The sequence below is a fragment of the Hoylesella buccalis ATCC 35310 genome (assembly GCF_025151385.1).
Lineage (GTDB): Bacteria > Bacteroidota > Bacteroidia > Bacteroidales > Bacteroidaceae > Prevotella > Prevotella buccalis.
In genome coordinates, this window is sequence record NZ_CP102287.1 from 212,247 (window position 1) to 226,124 (window position 13,878).

Annotated in this window: 17 protein-coding genes; 4 read left to right on the plus strand and 13 right to left on the minus strand. The window is 43.3% G+C overall.

All coding sequences use genetic code 11. The annotated features are described in order from the left end of the window. Positions 1 to 3: 3 nt before the first annotated feature. From NQ518_RS00875 to NQ518_RS00920, 10 genes are all read right to left on the minus strand, one after another. On the minus strand, positions 4 to 222 hold the full coding sequence (locus NQ518_RS00875) for a hypothetical protein (protein ID WP_227961222.1): 219 nt from the start codon (positions 220 to 222) through the stop codon (positions 4 to 6). Between the two features lie 11 nt (positions 223 to 233). Next, a complete protein-coding gene (locus NQ518_RS00880; RefSeq protein ID WP_227961220.1) occupies positions 234 to 806 on the minus strand; it encodes a hypothetical protein in 573 nt (190 codons plus the stop codon). An 87-nt stretch (positions 807 to 893) separates the two neighbouring features. Beyond that, positions 894 to 1,481: a hypothetical protein gene (locus NQ518_RS00885; protein WP_227961217.1), complete on the minus strand. Its 588-nt coding sequence runs from the start codon at positions 1,479 to 1,481 to the stop codon at positions 894 to 896. A gap of 12 nt (positions 1,482 to 1,493) precedes the next feature. After that, on the minus strand, positions 1,494 to 1,907 hold the full coding sequence (locus tag NQ518_RS00890; RefSeq protein WP_227961216.1) for a hypothetical protein: 414 nt from the start codon (positions 1,905 to 1,907) through the stop codon (positions 1,494 to 1,496). A 4-nt stretch (positions 1,908 to 1,911) separates the two neighbouring features. Then, on the minus strand, positions 1,912 to 2,445 hold the full coding sequence (locus tag NQ518_RS00895) for a hypothetical protein (RefSeq protein WP_227961214.1): 534 nt from the start codon (positions 2,443 to 2,445) through the stop codon (positions 1,912 to 1,914). Continuing rightward, positions 2,432 to 2,767 (minus strand): hypothetical protein, encoded by a 336-nt coding sequence (locus NQ518_RS00900; protein ID WP_227961212.1) that lies wholly within the window; start codon positions 2,765 to 2,767, stop codon positions 2,432 to 2,434. The genes NQ518_RS00895 and NQ518_RS00900 overlap by 14 nt, the downstream gene beginning before the upstream one ends. 2 nt (positions 2,768 to 2,769) lie before the next feature. Next, positions 2,770 to 3,171 carry a hypothetical protein gene (locus NQ518_RS00905; RefSeq protein ID WP_227961210.1) on the minus strand — a complete coding sequence of 134 codons (402 nt, stop codon included), beginning with the start codon at positions 3,169 to 3,171 and terminating at the stop codon, positions 2,770 to 2,772. 22 nt (positions 3,172 to 3,193) lie between these two features. Continuing rightward, complete coding sequence (locus NQ518_RS00910) at positions 3,194 to 4,333, minus strand: major capsid protein (protein WP_227961207.1); 1,140 nt, start codon at positions 4,331 to 4,333, stop codon at positions 3,194 to 3,196. 17 nt (positions 4,334 to 4,350) lie between these two features. Beyond that, positions 4,351 to 4,956 (minus strand): hypothetical protein, encoded by a 606-nt coding sequence (locus tag NQ518_RS00915; RefSeq protein ID WP_227961206.1) that lies wholly within the window; start codon positions 4,954 to 4,956, stop codon positions 4,351 to 4,353. A gap of 29 nt (positions 4,957 to 4,985) precedes the next feature. Then, positions 4,986 to 5,813: a hypothetical protein gene (locus tag NQ518_RS00920; RefSeq protein WP_227961204.1), complete on the minus strand. Its 828-nt coding sequence runs from the start codon at positions 5,811 to 5,813 to the stop codon at positions 4,986 to 4,988. Between the two features lie 144 nt (positions 5,814 to 5,957). On the opposite strand from NQ518_RS00920, the gene NQ518_RS00925 reads away from it, so the two are divergent. The 4 genes from NQ518_RS00925 to NQ518_RS00940 all read left to right on the plus strand — a co-directional run bounded on the left by NQ518_RS00925 (position 5,958) and on the right by NQ518_RS00940 (position 11,901). Beyond that, entirely contained in the window at positions 5,958 to 8,585 is a 2,628-nt protein-coding gene (locus tag NQ518_RS00925; RefSeq protein WP_227961202.1) for a terminase large subunit domain-containing protein, read from the plus strand. Between the two features lie 122 nt (positions 8,586 to 8,707). Further along, on the plus strand, positions 8,708 to 10,387 hold the full coding sequence (locus NQ518_RS00930) for a phage portal protein (protein WP_227961201.1): 1,680 nt from the start codon (positions 8,708 to 8,710) through the stop codon (positions 10,385 to 10,387). Between the two features lie 10 nt (positions 10,388 to 10,397). Beyond that, complete coding sequence (locus tag NQ518_RS00935; protein ID WP_227961199.1) at positions 10,398 to 11,282, plus strand: hypothetical protein; 885 nt, start codon at positions 10,398 to 10,400, stop codon at positions 11,280 to 11,282. Positions 11,283 to 11,304: 22 nt separating this feature from the next. Beyond that, complete coding sequence (locus NQ518_RS00940; protein WP_227961198.1) at positions 11,305 to 11,901, plus strand: hypothetical protein; 597 nt, start codon at positions 11,305 to 11,307, stop codon at positions 11,899 to 11,901. A gap of 82 nt (positions 11,902 to 11,983) precedes the next feature. On the opposite strand, the gene NQ518_RS00945 is transcribed toward NQ518_RS00940, so the two are convergent. The 3 genes from NQ518_RS00945 to NQ518_RS00955 all read right to left on the minus strand — a co-directional run bounded on the left by NQ518_RS00945 (position 11,984) and on the right by NQ518_RS00955 (position 13,878). After that, the gene (locus NQ518_RS00945; RefSeq protein WP_227961196.1) at positions 11,984 to 12,577 is read right to left on the minus strand and encodes a hypothetical protein; all 594 of its coding nucleotides are present in this window, start codon (positions 12,575 to 12,577) and stop codon (positions 11,984 to 11,986) included. Positions 12,578 to 12,584: 7 nt separating this feature from the next. Continuing rightward, the gene (locus tag NQ518_RS00950) at positions 12,585 to 12,833 is read right to left on the minus strand and encodes a hypothetical protein (RefSeq protein WP_227961194.1); all 249 of its coding nucleotides are present in this window, start codon (positions 12,831 to 12,833) and stop codon (positions 12,585 to 12,587) included. A 337-nt stretch (positions 12,834 to 13,170) separates the two neighbouring features. After that, positions 13,171 to 13,878, minus strand: coding sequence for a hypothetical protein (locus tag NQ518_RS00955; RefSeq protein ID WP_227961192.1), 708 nt, complete (start codon positions 13,876 to 13,878; stop codon positions 13,171 to 13,173).

The following is a 13,878-nucleotide window of genomic DNA, read 5'->3' on the forward strand; positions in this document are numbered from 1 at the left end:
GTTTTATGGGGTTGTGGTGATTTCTTTCTTACTGTTTAATAGGTCTTCTATCTTCCATTTTCTACGTTTCTTGCGCTCTTCCCACTTTCGCACGGTCTCATCCATTTCTGCACGGGTAGGAGGCGCGTCTTTGTCACGCTTGTGGCGGTAGCAGGTCATCGGAACGTCTATGTTCATCAGTTCTATTTGGGCAATGGTGTAAACGTAGTAGTACTCATACATCTTTACAGGTATTAGTCCGAAGAAGAAGTATCTTGTGCTGACGAGCCACTCTCGGTGCTTGGCTGCTGAGTGGGCCGTTCCGTACCCAGTTCTTGAAGGATACGTTCTACTTCCTTCGTCGTCATCTGGAGTAGCGTATCCTTCACCCCTATCAAGGATGTGGTAGCTCCGAAGTACTGCATGAGAGGTACTTTTTTTTTACCTTCTGTAAGGATGGGAAGAAGCTGGTCGTAACGGTATTCTTTCACATAATAGAACCATCGCCACAAAAACCAATAAAGAAAGTGTAGCTTGAACATACCGTCTAACACGAATATCGCAGCGGCTTTGCATGCTATCTTGCTGTCTGCTATGACAATATCAACTTTACTTAAATCTTGTTGCGCTTTATCTTTTTCGTCACTATTTTGTTTGCGTAGAAGTACTCTTCCAAGTTTCCGTGTCTGACAATATTTCAACCAACGTATCTTATACCGCTTACGGGTTCCTGGAATGGTTACTATAGTGGGAGTGTTGTCACGAACAGATTGATAGATGCGCTGTTCTTCTTCGGTGGGCTGATTAACGATAGGTTCTTCTTTCATTCCTGTTTCTTTTAATTAAATAGGGGCAGCGGTAGCATCACTACCACCGCCCCATCGGTTGAGTTCTGTTATCAATGAAACAATCTTTTATGCAGTTGCGTCTGGCTCAAAGATACCAAAGGCGTCTGCATCAGCACCAGCAGCTACGCTTCCTGTCAAAACGACACAGAGAGGCTTGTTGCTACTATCAAATACCAATTGAGCCATGAACTTGACTTTCTTGATGTACAGGATTTTATCCTCACTGTCATTCAAAACCAACACACCTAAGTAGATGGCTTTTTGGGTGGATGAATAACTCAGACCTGATACCTTACCCTTGCCACCAACGGTTAAACCTGCTGGGAGAGTCAAAGTGGTCTTCTGTCCCTTGAAACCGCAGAAATCCAAAATCTCTGTGTTGTTACAGGGGATTTCCAACTTCACCTCGCCATCGCCAGGCTTGAACTTCGATACCCAGTCGGCTTGCAGACCTTTAATCTTGAAGTGGTCTATGCTTGGTGCACCAGTGTCAAAATTGAAACCTGACTCATCGGACACTGGAAACTCTATCATGTCGGTGTCTTTCAAGGTGGCTGCATTGCCAGTGGTGGCGATACCGCCTTTTACTGCAAACACACACGATATGCCGTTGAACACATCGCCTTGCATGTCTATCTTTCTCTTAAATGCCATGTTTTTTTCTTTTTAATGGTTAAACGAATTGATTTTTGTGCGGATATGAAATGTGATGGTGGTCAATTGAAAACCGCTCTTATCGCTGCCTTTCAGCAGTACCGTAGGCTCTGTTGCGACAATGCGGTCATCCGTAATCGGGAAGAGGTCTAAGAACTTCTGCACAAGCGCAGTTTGCTTACCTATATTGGGGGTGTTGTCCGACTTGGCTTTCATGCCGATATAGAACACACCCTCCGTCCTAACTATAAAGTCATCGTTGCCCTTCACCGCCCTGTATTGCACCGTCGGAAGGTCTATCACAACAAACTCGGTCATTTCCTTGGTCACATCTGGACGATTGGAGAGGAAAATGTTTGCCACACCTGTAGTCTTGGCTGCGGTAACGAGAGAGTTGAATATGTTGTACATCGTTGACTTTGGCATATATTTACATCTTTAAAAAGGTTAAACCTACATTTTCGGCAACGTTTTTGGTCATCAGGTATCCGGTCGTTTGCCTTTTGTTTTCTACAAAATCAGCATACTCAACAGGATAGGCAACGACAATGTCAAATAGACTATTACTATTAGGACGATATTGCTGAAAGAATTTCTTTGCATCATTCTCTCCATAACCCTCGTCTGTCTTTTCGTCTGCGTCGAACATACTTTCCACACCGTCCCAATCTTTATAAAAATCATACACTTGCTTCCTTTGAGCCATTTTATGGAAGATGGATCTCTTTACCTTCGAATGAGAATAATAGGCAACGAGTGGTTCGTTTTTCTTATATAGACATACTACAATGGAGTTAATAAGATTACCTGTGAAGTTATGCGCTCCTTCTGTATGTAGCCTCCATGTTATCGCCGCGTCAAGAATGTACTTGCAATAGACCTTGCAATTCTGTTCAACCTTATCCTCTATCTCTTTCTTGAAATCAGAAATAGCCGACTGTACTATGGTGCTAATTCCTGACATACTTCCAAAGCAGATGAGTTCCTAAATTACCAGGCATCCTGTCCATCACCTCGCCATATTCTGTGAAAGAACCTTTGTCCAAAACTATCCTGTCTCCCTCCTGCGGGATGGTTTCTTTCGTCCACTCGTCCTGCTTCAAAGGCAGCGCAAGACCTCGATATGAGGAGATTACTTCTCCGCTGACTGACGTGGTGAGCTTGTCGAAACCTCTGCAAATGCCATCATACAAAACCACTCCTTCTTCCTCGTCTGACATGGGATTGTCCGACTTGGTGGGTCTGATAATCTGACATTTATGGGGAAATCTCGGGTTGTTTACCATGACTACAAGTTTCTTTCTCTACCGTTGTTAATATTGTGGATACCTCTTCCTACCATGCCCCAACGACCAACACCTACCGTAGGTAGACCGTACCGCTTGTAGATACTGTTCGCCATGCGTATATAATGATTTAATACGGTTGCGGAAATTGACTCTCCGCCCTCACTATGCTCCCAATGAGCATCCTTGTCGGTCACTCGGTTGGAGGTTGTTGGTGATAAGGCAACCCATGTGTACAAATCGGCAACGCACAAATCTCTCAATTGCTGCGATACTTCCGAATAGTCAAGGTCGGGTGTCAAACCTTTGTCTACCAAGATAGATAAAAGGGTTTCGTCAGGAACACTGATGTTCCTGACTTTACCCCTGAGGTATTTCGAGATAGTGTATCGACAACAATCCATACGACTTCTTGCTATTGGTTGCCTATTCTGACCAAGCGGTTAAGAAACCAATCTCTCGAATGTTATTGAAGACAGGTGCCGCATAAAGCTCACAGTCTACAATATTCTTGAATGGACGTTCTTCTGTTGTGGACAGAACGGCAATGCGGTCTTCTACAAGATAGTAGTTGTGATTGCTGCCTACCTGTCCTAACCGCTGACGGTCTATCAAGATGCTATTGGTACATTTCATCTCGAACGGGATGATTTGTGAACTGCATGCCACAAGGTTATGCTCATCAAAAGCAGGTGCATCAGCCGTGCTGACTCCATCCACCTCATGACGGGACTTGTAGTCCACCACATCAAACATCCATACACCCATGTCGTGCATGAAAGTAGCAACTTCCTTATCGGTCAAGTGGACATTCTCCTTATCGAAGTAGTTGGCTCTCGCAACGCATTTGTCTACTACGCTCTTGTGTTTAACAAGGCGGTCGAACAACTCCTTGCTGATCTTCCAGTGGTCAACTGAAAGATTAAGTTCGTTGGTCAAAACACTTTGAGCATCCAAGATGTCATTGATAGGGTCGGCAGTCTCGTTGGCGGTTATTTTACCACCCGTTTTCTTAAACCATTCCTTGGCCTTTGCCAACTTCAAATAATGACTGTCGGCAATCGGGAATTTATAGTCAAAAGCAGCACCGTCAACCGACACATCCTTGATGGCTCCCGTAGAGAGGGCTTGTAAGGTAAGGTAGTTCAACTCTGCATGAACACCACCAATCATGGCAGTACTGCGGTCTGTAACCAGGTCGGTCATGAGAATGGAGGCAGGAATGCCCTGCATGTTCTTGTTCTTTCTAATCATGAACAAGTCGTCCTCGTCAATAGAGTAACCATGACCTATCTTTGGCACTGAACCAGTATATGCTGTCCAACCACCACCATTCCTCTGTGGCTTGTTGGAGTGAGTACCAAGAATGGATGCACGTACCAATATTGGAGTTTCTTTATGACCTTGACTCCACTCTTTGTCATCACTCGGGGTTCCCCATGATGCGTATCTGCGCCAAATGGCTTGGTTGTACTTGGCGTTGGAGTCGTTTAATATCACGCCAAAGTTGTTCGGACTGATGTAGCGACGCAGGTCGCCTACGTTATACAGTGATGTATCTCTCATCGTTCTTTTCCTTTCTTTTAATGACGGTTACTGAATCGGAAGAAACAGCCGTTGCTGTTCAATGCTTTCTTAACTTCATCCGTGATAGGGGGCATACGAGTTTCCAATACAGGAAAATCACTTGCCCAAGCACCATCACCATCGGCTGATACCGCATGGGGGTCAAGACAGGTGTCGTAAGGGGTCAAGGCATTGACTTTCGTCTTGATGTCTTTACCATCCATCACACCATAGACTACACCACCTACTTTGGCGGTAGAAACGGCAGCCGCCATTGTGAGGACATCACAGGTAGGGTCACTCTTGTCTATACTGGCTACCTTCTGACCTTCTATGGTCATGCCTACCTTGGCACGGGTGCCAGACAGTCCTTTTTCCACAGTAAGGGCGGTACCATCATTCTTCAATACTTTGAAGCCATAGAGGGGCTTAATGGTACGGGCTACCTCGTCTACATAAACTGGGGTACCTGCAGGAAGAACATTGCCCGCCTCTGGCAAATCGTTTAAGTCAAAGGAAAAACCTCCGACAAGAAGGGATACGTGTCCCTCAAATACTCTGCGGTAGCCACCTATCTTGGTAGAATAGCGTACCGACTGATTGAATGTTCCTATTGTTGACATTTGGTCTTTCGTTTTAGGGGTTGATAATGTTAAACAAAACTATTCTTGACTTCTGAAAGTTTAATGGCACGCTCCTCATCGGCTTTTTTACGCTTTTCTAAGTAGGCTTTCACATCATCATCAGGGTCTGCTTCATTCCTACCGCCAGTAGAGTCACCACCATAGGGCTTTCCACCATCGCCATAGAATCGTCTGTACTGCTCTTCGTAGATTTTTTCTACTTGGGCTTTCTGCTCGCTGATATTACCGTCTGGCTTAATGCCTGACAGCTCTATCGCAAGGTCTACAACAGCCTCACGACCGGCCTTACGCTCTTTCATAAGGTAATCTTTCAGCTGGTGCTTGATTTCTTCTGCGTTCTTTGCTTCTTCTTTCTTCTTGGTATCATCAATGAAGGCTTCTACTGCGGTCAATTTACCACCAATCAAACCGCCTTTTCCGTCCTCACCAAACAGACGACCCTCTAATTTTTTCAAAAGGTCTTCCGTTTCTGACGGTTTCTCAACGTTTCCTTTTTTATCGTCTTCTTTCAAGGGGACAGAGTGCTTCTCTTCCCAATCTTTCTTGAATTGCGAAAAAAGGTCTTCTGCAAGATGCTTAACCTTGCTCTCGTTCTCCTTAGCAATACGTTGTTTCTCTGCTTCTGAACCTTGCGCTAATTCGTGCCGATATTGACCGACAAAATTCTTGAACATGTTTACAGGCATCGTCCAACTATCTTCTGTTACTTTCTCATCATCCGCAAACGAGGGCAACAAAGGGGTCACTAAGGCGTCTACCGTCTTTTCTGATAATACACTGAAATCGGTCTCTCCGACTTTTTCTTTTAATTGTTCAATAAGAGCTTCTTTCTCCATAGTCTTGTAAAATATATTTACAAAAATATATCTTTTCAAGTTGTTTGTAAAGTATTTTTACTAAAATGTTGAACATTTTAGCGTTATTTCCTGTTAGTAAAGGCTTTATATGGTATTTTTGTAGTAAAATATATTTACATATATATGAAAACTACATTAGGTAAAAAGGTATATTCCGTAAATTTTATTCAAAATCTTAGAAGAGAAATTGACCATAAAAAAGCAAACAATGTTTTTATCGCACAAAAGGGTCCGCAAGAGGATGACTTGCATGCGAATGTGGATATTCTCATCACGGGTGGAAACCGTGGAGGAGGGAAGGCTAATCCTTACTCTACTCCTGTCGCTACGCCTAATGGGTTCGTAAAAATGGGTGAATTGGAGGTTGGTGACTGCGTATGCACGCCTTTCGAGGGCATTCAAAGAGTGGAACGTATCTTTGAGCAGGGGAAAAACACGGTGTACACCTTGTATTTTGATGATGGCACTTCTATGAAATGTATGAACAACCATCGGTTCTGGGCAAAACAGGGGGAGTTCGATGAATACAGGGAATGGACAGCGGAAGAGATTTTCAGCAACTATAGGATGGATGCGAAAATACCAAACTCTCTAAGAAGAAATGTTACTGATTTCGTGGAAATTCCTCTGCCGAACGCTGTGGAGATGAACGAGAATAGAACGGAGTTCGACCTTCCTATACACCCGTTCTTGCTCGGATATATATGTGGGACGGGGTTCATGGAATTTCCTAAAAATGGAGTGGTCGTGGATAAATCATACAACCTGGCAAGGTTTCTCACGGGCGTGGGGTATAGGGTTCTAAAGGATAAATACGGAAAATATTGCGTAAAGGGAATATCACAAGAAATGGTACGGAAGATTACCACCAACAGGGGACGACGACTGGCAAGGATTCCAAAGGAATATATGACGGCAAGCATATCAGCAAGATGGGCTTTCCTAATGGGCGTGTTTTACATACACGGCTACTCAAAAAGAAGACACCCACACCTTGAACTACCGAACAAGGCGTTGATTGAGGACGTGGCTCAACTGGCAAGGTCGCTGGGTGTATGGGCGAAAGTATATAGTGTGAACGAAACGCCTGAACACTATGGATGGTGGGGTATCGTCTTCATTTGCGTGGATGACAGGGATATTTATTTCAAAACGAATTACCTCGCAAGGGCGCACGTCAACGGTACGGTGTCTAAATCACCAAATAACATCAACGCACTGTCGAAGAAAATCGTTGAGATTAAAAAAAACAAAGAGAAAGAGGAATGTAGGTGCATCACGGTGTCGGGAAAGCACCATCTCTATCTAACGGATGGATATACCATCAACCACAACACGTTCACGCTTCTCATGGAGCCGATGTATGACATCATGAACCCGCTATTTAATGGCATCATCTTACGAAAAAATAAGGATGACTTTAACAACATCGTCAGAGATAGCAACTTGTTGTATGGGAGGTTTGGAAGATATAACAAGTCTAAGGATGACATGACGTGGAATTTCCACTCGAAAGCACAACTGAAATTCGGCATCTATGATTTGCCTTATGAGGAGTTCGATGACAAATACAGAGGACAGCAGTTCGCATACATCGGAATTGATGAGTTGCCGCAGATGTCGTTCCGAATGTTCAAATTCTTACTAACAAGTAATCGTAATGGAGCAGGTATCCGGTCGCGTATATTGGGTACATGCAACCCTGACCCTCTGTCATGGCTTCGCATTTTCATCGATTGGTATATCGGGGAAGACGGACTGCCTATACCAGAAAGAAATGGGGTTATCAGATACTGCTACATGAGGGGAGATTCGGTGGAACAGACGGTGTGGGGAAACACACCAGAGGAGGTGTACCTACAATGCAGAGAGGAGATTGATAGTAGGTGGGATAGCTCTTACGAAGAATTGGGTTACGACAAAACTTCGTTCTTCGTTAAATCGGTGACATTTATCAAGGCTGACTTGAAATTCAACAAGCTGTTGTTGAAGTCTGACCCCAGCTATCTCGCTGGATTGCACAACCAAACAGAGGAGATTAAAGCACGGGAGTTGGACGGAAACTGGAATTTCATGGAAATGGGAGATGACTTGATTAAAATGTCGCACCTCGAGAGATGTTTCAGAAACGACCAAATGATAGGGGATGGCATTCATAGGGCGACCTGCGACATTGCTTTCACGGGTGGGGATAACTGTGTGACCTTCCATTGGATTGGGTGGCATGTGGCTGATGTGTTCGTATGTAAGATGGATGCAGTGAAGACGTGCGCAGCGGTGGCAGCGAAAATCGCTGAATGGGGGGTCACAGAGCAAAACTTTATTTATGACTTAAATGGACTTGGGCAGACATTCAAAGGAGTCTTCCCAAAGGCTATTCCGTTCAATAATGTGGAGGCGGTAGACGAAAAGTTCAGAAATGTGTATGACAACGTGAAAAGTCAATGCGCTTATCTGCTCGCACAAAAAATACACAACGCTGAAATTAGTTTCGACGAGGTGATGTTGGAAGAGAAGTTTTCTGGGAAAGGGTTTGACGGAAGAAAGTTGAGTGACATCTTGCAAACAGAGAGAAAATGTATCCGACAGGATATGTCAAAATTAGACAAAGGGTGGTGTCTGATTAAGAAAGCGCAAATGAAAACGCTCGTAAAGCATTCACCTGACTTCTTTGAAGCACTCGTCATGAGAGCGTATCCGGAGGTAAAACACAAAAAAGTGAAAGTACCCGAATGGGCAAGACATTTTTAATAAAAAGAACAAACACATGGTGGTGTGGACTACTTTGAGATTAACGATAGCTATGGCGGCTTGTTTTGCCATATTCGTATTCATGGATAACAGTAATAACAACAATAATATAGCATAGTAACATGGATTTGAGTGTTTTAGCAAAGGGGGAGAAAAAACTGAAAGACAATGAGTTGAGGGAACTGCTCACGAAAAAGCCTTTCACGAGAGTGAAACCAGATGGACATTATAACCATGGAGAGAGGTTTGGAAATGTCATGGAGGAAACGGAAACATCAGATTTCCTTCATCGAAAGATTGTAACGCAGGAGGACTTCCTAAGGGAATTAGACCCTTATGGGCATCTGATTAACGATAGGGAGTATTACCCTGATATTTACAGAAGAAACCCAGAAGACGGAAAGTGGTACCTCGAAGAGGTGCCAAGGTATGCGTTCGCTTTCCAAAGTGTGATTTTGTACAAGCACCTCACACACCTCACTGGGAATGATATACAGTTTGAACTAGCGGACAAAAAGGATGACGTGGACGCAAGGCATATATACAACGCGTTCAAGCGTGGATGGCAGGAACGGAACATGGAAACGGCTTGGTATCAACTGGCTAAGTCGGTAAAGGCAACGGGTGACGGAGCATTCGTTGGTTTTATGAACGGAAAAAAATTCGCATGGAAGGTGCTGTCATTCTTAAAGGGGGATAAACTGTTCCCACATTATGACATCAAGACAGGAGAACTCAACTTGTTGGCAAGAACGTATTGTAATTTTGACGAGACAGGGAAAGTGGTCAACAGATTTGTTGATGTATGGGATAAGGAGTTCTATTACTGCCTGAAGAGTAGTGGAGATGCAACTACTGCGGTAGAGAAATTCAAACAGGCAACACTTAGTTTGTTTAACATGAGCGGATATAGCTTGATACAGAAAGAACCACACGGATTTGAACAAATACCAGTCGCTTATCAAAGAAATGATATGGGGGCGTGCTGGACACTCTCGCAAGAGTCTATTGATAACTATGAGATGGCATTCTCACGCATGGCACAGAGTAACCACGACTTCGGACTGCCTATCATGTATGTCAAGGGCGAAGGGTCGGAAGAGGTGGCAACACAGGATATGAGCCATGCTTCAAAGATATTCTTCCTACCGTCTGACGGGGAAATGGGATTTCTAAACAGGCAGGATGCAAGCAATGGATACGAGAAGGAATTGAGTGTCTTGGAAAAACAAATATACACGCAGTCGTTCGCAGTCACGCCTCCTGAATTGAAATCGGGCGACTTACCTGCGGCTGCACTGAAAATCTTATACTCACCTGCCTATGAAAAGGCGATGAGCGACGCCAATGAGTTTGATGGGGCTGTTGATAAGATGGTGGAGATTTTTTCTCACGGATATGGTGTGGAAACAGGAAAACAACTGAAATTCAAAAGCACACCTATCGCACATTACATCAAACCGTATGTTCACTTGAATGAAACAGAACTCACGACAAATTTGTCTATGCAGGTGCAAAACGGATTCTTGTCCAAGCAAACGGCTTCGGAAAAATCGGTATATGCCACACCGCAGGAATGGGATAGAATTCTGGCTGAAAAGAAAAGCGAACAGGAGAATGACTTGTTGTTCGATGAAAAGAAAATCATCATAGAAAAGAAACAAAAAGACGAACCTGTTGACAATGGCGACATGACACCGCACGGAGATGGAAAGTTCGTGTGGGACAAGAATAGAAATAAAGTTGACCCTGTGACTGGCAAGGCGTATTCAAAGTGGGACAATTATAAGATTCAAAACTAACACATAAAGGATGGAGTTTGACAAGAAAGAAGAGCGGAAAAGACCGAGCATAAAGGAAATCATCGCTGCTCAGAATTTCATCAAAAGAAGAATCGCATTTGCTGACGAACTTGGAGGTAAGGTGGATGACATATTGGTGGAGGGGGCGGAGCGCATCGCAAAGATTTGCCTGCAATATCATATTCCTGCAAAAGACTTCTTATTAAAAGCCAATAAACAGATGTATGAACGCATCACAGCGGTAATGGATGAGTTGGAGGATCGTATCTTCCAACTTATTATGAATTATTCCTTACATATCTCTGACAACGATGAGAGAAAAGAGGGGTTAATAGCCTACCTTGCATCTCTCGGAAAGAATGACATGGATATGCGGGAAACGTTAGATGCTTACCTGTTTCGATATATGTATGACATAGAGGCACTCATGGCATCGCTGTTATTGGCAAGGGAGCAAGGCAAGGAAAAGGCTCTGTCGGACGCAAGCATCATCGCTAAGGTGAAAATGGCACAACACACGGTGTACACAACGCCAGAGGTGAAAATGGCGATGAGCGCAAAATATATGCCTACGATGAAAGCGCAATATATCAGACTGATGGGGGTGCATAGGGACAATACAGGACTAAGCACAGCGGGAGTGAGCAACAGCAATGCGAACAATGTCATAAACATGGCGAAAAACACCATGAATATGGCGTGGATGAAAAACTTGGAAATGGAATTTGAACAGGATGATGGCATCGAGGGGTTCTTTGTCATGAGAGGAAGCTCGTACCCATGTGCCCTATGCGATAGCATGGTTGGGTTTCACCCTGCCACGGATAGCGACTTGTTACCTCAATATCATGCTCACTGCGCATGTATAGCCGTACCCATGCGAAAGGATGAGTAAATGAATAATAAAACTATAAAATATGGATTTCAGTAAAAGAATTACAAAGGAAGCGAAAGACTATAATATAGAACCGCAAGCAGTCGTGTTGGCTGACTTGTTGGCAGTAGGGTACACGGAGGCAGAAGCGTACAACATAGCGTATGCGGATAACTGTGTACTTACTTTTGAACAGAACCAGAGCATCAGAAACGCGTTGACTACCTCTCAAAAGTTTATGGAAATGGCAGAGGATAGAAGAAGATTGATAAGAAGCAGGTTGCCGACATCTATCAAGGAAGAGGACATAGAACTGATGTCTACCGAGGAAGCGGCAAAACAGGTACTGATGGCGGCAAAGTCTTTGCCTACTGGCTCGAAGGAAAGGGGCGAAATGTTCGTCAAATACACGGAACTACTAAGGAAAAACACATCTGTAGATGCAGAACCAGAAGACGAGAGTATCCGTATCTACCTGCCCTTAAAATGCTGCGACTGCCAATTATACCAAGACCACATAGAAAGCCGCAAGGAAGCAAAAGAAATGGCTAAAGAGACGATAAAAACGAATGAAAAGGCGAATAACGAAGTGAAAGAAAATGATAAACCCAGCAAACCTGTTGACGAGTTCACAAATTAATAAGTTGACAAGTTCACAAGAAGACGAGCTATTAGTCCAGCCATTCCCTCCCCTCCCGTTCGGGGAGGGGAGGGGGGAGAGACTACTCCCCTCCCTTTCGGGGAGGGGTAAGGGGGTGAGGCAATTCTTTTAGCTCATCCGCCAACTCGGCTTGCGCCATCTCTTTGTCGCTAAGGTCTTGCTTCTCCTTTGGTTCATAATTCTGCAGACTTCTCATAAAGAACGCCTCTAATTCTTTGCACAGCTGACGGTATCGCTCCATCTTCTTTTCCTTGCTGCTTACCTCATCCGTTTCTATGATGACCGTTTCCGCAAGTCGCAACACAGCGGATTGGAACACGCCAAAACCTATTGTCGTCACAAAGCTCATGTTGGTGAAAAAAGTAGATAGGATGTCATCATTCGCCTTTGACCTGTTTTCGATAAGATAGATGATAAGGGTGTACATACTGCTACTCTCTGACAAGAATACCTGCCACAGTCCTTCCAAACTGCTTATCTTCAACGCATTGATAAAAACAATGCCGTTTTTCTCACGCTCTTCATCGGTATAGGCTTTCTCCTCTGGAGTACTCTCATGGGCAACACCATCCACAGGAAGGGACTGATCTACGAGGGTCACATAAAAATTACCGAAACGAAAAGGCTTATCCTTTTCTAACTTGTTTTTCTTCATTTCTTCTTTATTTTTTTGATTTTGTGTTTTTGATAGGTAATTGTCCGTCAACCACTCGTTTGCAGCTATAGAACAACTCCAAATCGGTAGACAATCCGTTGTCTGCCATCTCTACTGGCTTTACGCCTTTCTTCCCATTAAGTACACCTAAGCAAAGTTCCATCTGTTGGTAAGCAAGGGATAATTGCTCCCTTGCTTCCTTTTCAGATAGACTTGCTACGAAATAATCAATGGTTTTCACATCTTCAGGTTTCATATCATCATAAGTTTAACGTTTCCATGGACGATAGTCTTTCTTTACTCGTAGGTATTCCATATAGGAACTCACTAAATCTAAATGCAGCTCGTTTTATTATGTATTATTTTTTTTACAAAAACTCATACATACCCTTTTTTAATAGTCCAAAACTCTGCACCTTTTCTGATTGTTATTCTTAAATCTGCCAAGGTATGAAGTAGATTATCCCTTCTACCACAATTCCATATCGCAAATGTATAGTGGTTGTTCGATGTTCCCAATATTCGTTTGAAAGTATGCAAATCAACATACAATGGCAACAGCTTGTTTATCTTCCGTGATAATTGATTCATAATTACTCCCCTTTCTTTGCTTTTAACTCTTTATATCTCTTTTCGCTCACAAGGAACGTACCTCTGTCCTTGAACTTGATGGCATGGTAAAATTGTAGTCCAATCTTGTAAATGATATAGTCAAAGTCATCACGCTCCTTCATATAACTCCTCATATCGCCAATTAGAGTTACATCACGTCCAACAACATATTTATCACTACAGGACAAGTAGCGACCAATGGCAAAACCTCTCCACTTCTCAAAGAAATTATATAAGTCTATCTCATCTGGCAATTCATGCGTTTCATTAGCTCTCTCAAACTTGATACGCTCATAGCTTGTATAATCATTTCCAGTACCAACATCTATGCCCATTATCAACCTTCTTGCTTCTTCTTTCGACATGATGCCTTTGGTAAAATTCTCGCACATTCTTGTAGCCTCACTGGTAATGCAATCATTGCAAATCTCTGCCCATTTAGCATTATGCTCTATATTCAGGAGAACGGCATTCTCATAGGACAACGGTGATATATCGCCTTTTGAAAAACAAAATTCTATCTGTTGTGGGAAATCGCCCCTTAATATCTCAACAATCATTACTTTATAATAACTAATATCGTACACTTTCATAATTGGCAATTCGCGAGTGCAAACGCCTATAGAACAGAGAAACGATAACGCTTCCTCATTTACAACTTTTGCCCAATATTCTTTTCTTTCTCTCAT

Excerpts from the sequence above, each read along its gene's own strand:
- NQ518_RS00875 (WP_227961222.1), bottom strand. The coding sequence starts at position 222 with ATGTATGAGTACTACTACGTTTACACCATTGCCCAAATAGAACTGATG.
- NQ518_RS00880 (WP_227961220.1), bottom strand. The coding sequence starts at position 806 with ATGAAAGAAGAACCTATCGTTAATCAGCCCACCGAAGAAGAACAGCGC.
- NQ518_RS00885 (WP_227961217.1), bottom strand. The coding sequence starts at position 1,481 with ATGGCATTTAAGAGAAAGATAGACATGCAAGGCGATGTGTTCAACGGC.
- NQ518_RS00890 (WP_227961216.1), bottom strand. The coding sequence starts at position 1,907 with ATGCCAAAGTCAACGATGTACAACATATTCAACTCTCTCGTTACCGCA.
- NQ518_RS00895 (WP_227961214.1), bottom strand. The coding sequence starts at position 2,445 with ATGTCAGGAATTAGCACCATAGTACAGTCGGCTATTTCTGATTTCAAG.
- NQ518_RS00900 (WP_227961212.1), bottom strand. The coding sequence starts at position 2,767 with ATGGTAAACAACCCGAGATTTCCCCATAAATGTCAGATTATCAGACCC.
- NQ518_RS00905 (WP_227961210.1), bottom strand. The coding sequence starts at position 3,171 with ATGGATTGTTGTCGATACACTATCTCGAAATACCTCAGGGGTAAAGTC.
- NQ518_RS00910 (WP_227961207.1), bottom strand. The coding sequence starts at position 4,333 with ATGAGAGATACATCACTGTATAACGTAGGCGACCTGCGTCGCTACATC.
- NQ518_RS00915 (WP_227961206.1), bottom strand. The coding sequence starts at position 4,956 with ATGTCAACAATAGGAACATTCAATCAGTCGGTACGCTATTCTACCAAG.
- NQ518_RS00920 (WP_227961204.1), bottom strand. The coding sequence starts at position 5,813 with ATGGAGAAAGAAGCTCTTATTGAACAATTAAAAGAAAAAGTCGGAGAG.
- NQ518_RS00925 (WP_227961202.1), top strand. The coding sequence starts at position 5,958 with ATGAAAACTACATTAGGTAAAAAGGTATATTCCGTAAATTTTATTCAA.
- NQ518_RS00930 (WP_227961201.1), top strand. The coding sequence starts at position 8,708 with ATGGATTTGAGTGTTTTAGCAAAGGGGGAGAAAAAACTGAAAGACAAT.
- NQ518_RS00935 (WP_227961199.1), top strand. The coding sequence starts at position 10,398 with ATGGAGTTTGACAAGAAAGAAGAGCGGAAAAGACCGAGCATAAAGGAA.
- NQ518_RS00940 (WP_227961198.1), top strand. The coding sequence starts at position 11,305 with ATGGATTTCAGTAAAAGAATTACAAAGGAAGCGAAAGACTATAATATA.
- NQ518_RS00945 (WP_227961196.1), bottom strand. The coding sequence starts at position 12,577 with ATGAAGAAAAACAAGTTAGAAAAGGATAAGCCTTTTCGTTTCGGTAAT.
- NQ518_RS00950 (WP_227961194.1), bottom strand. The coding sequence starts at position 12,833 with ATGAAACCTGAAGATGTGAAAACCATTGATTATTTCGTAGCAAGTCTA.
- NQ518_RS00955 (WP_227961192.1), bottom strand. The coding sequence starts at position 13,878 with ATGAGAGAAAGAAAAGAATATTGGGCAAAAGTTGTAAATGAGGAAGCG.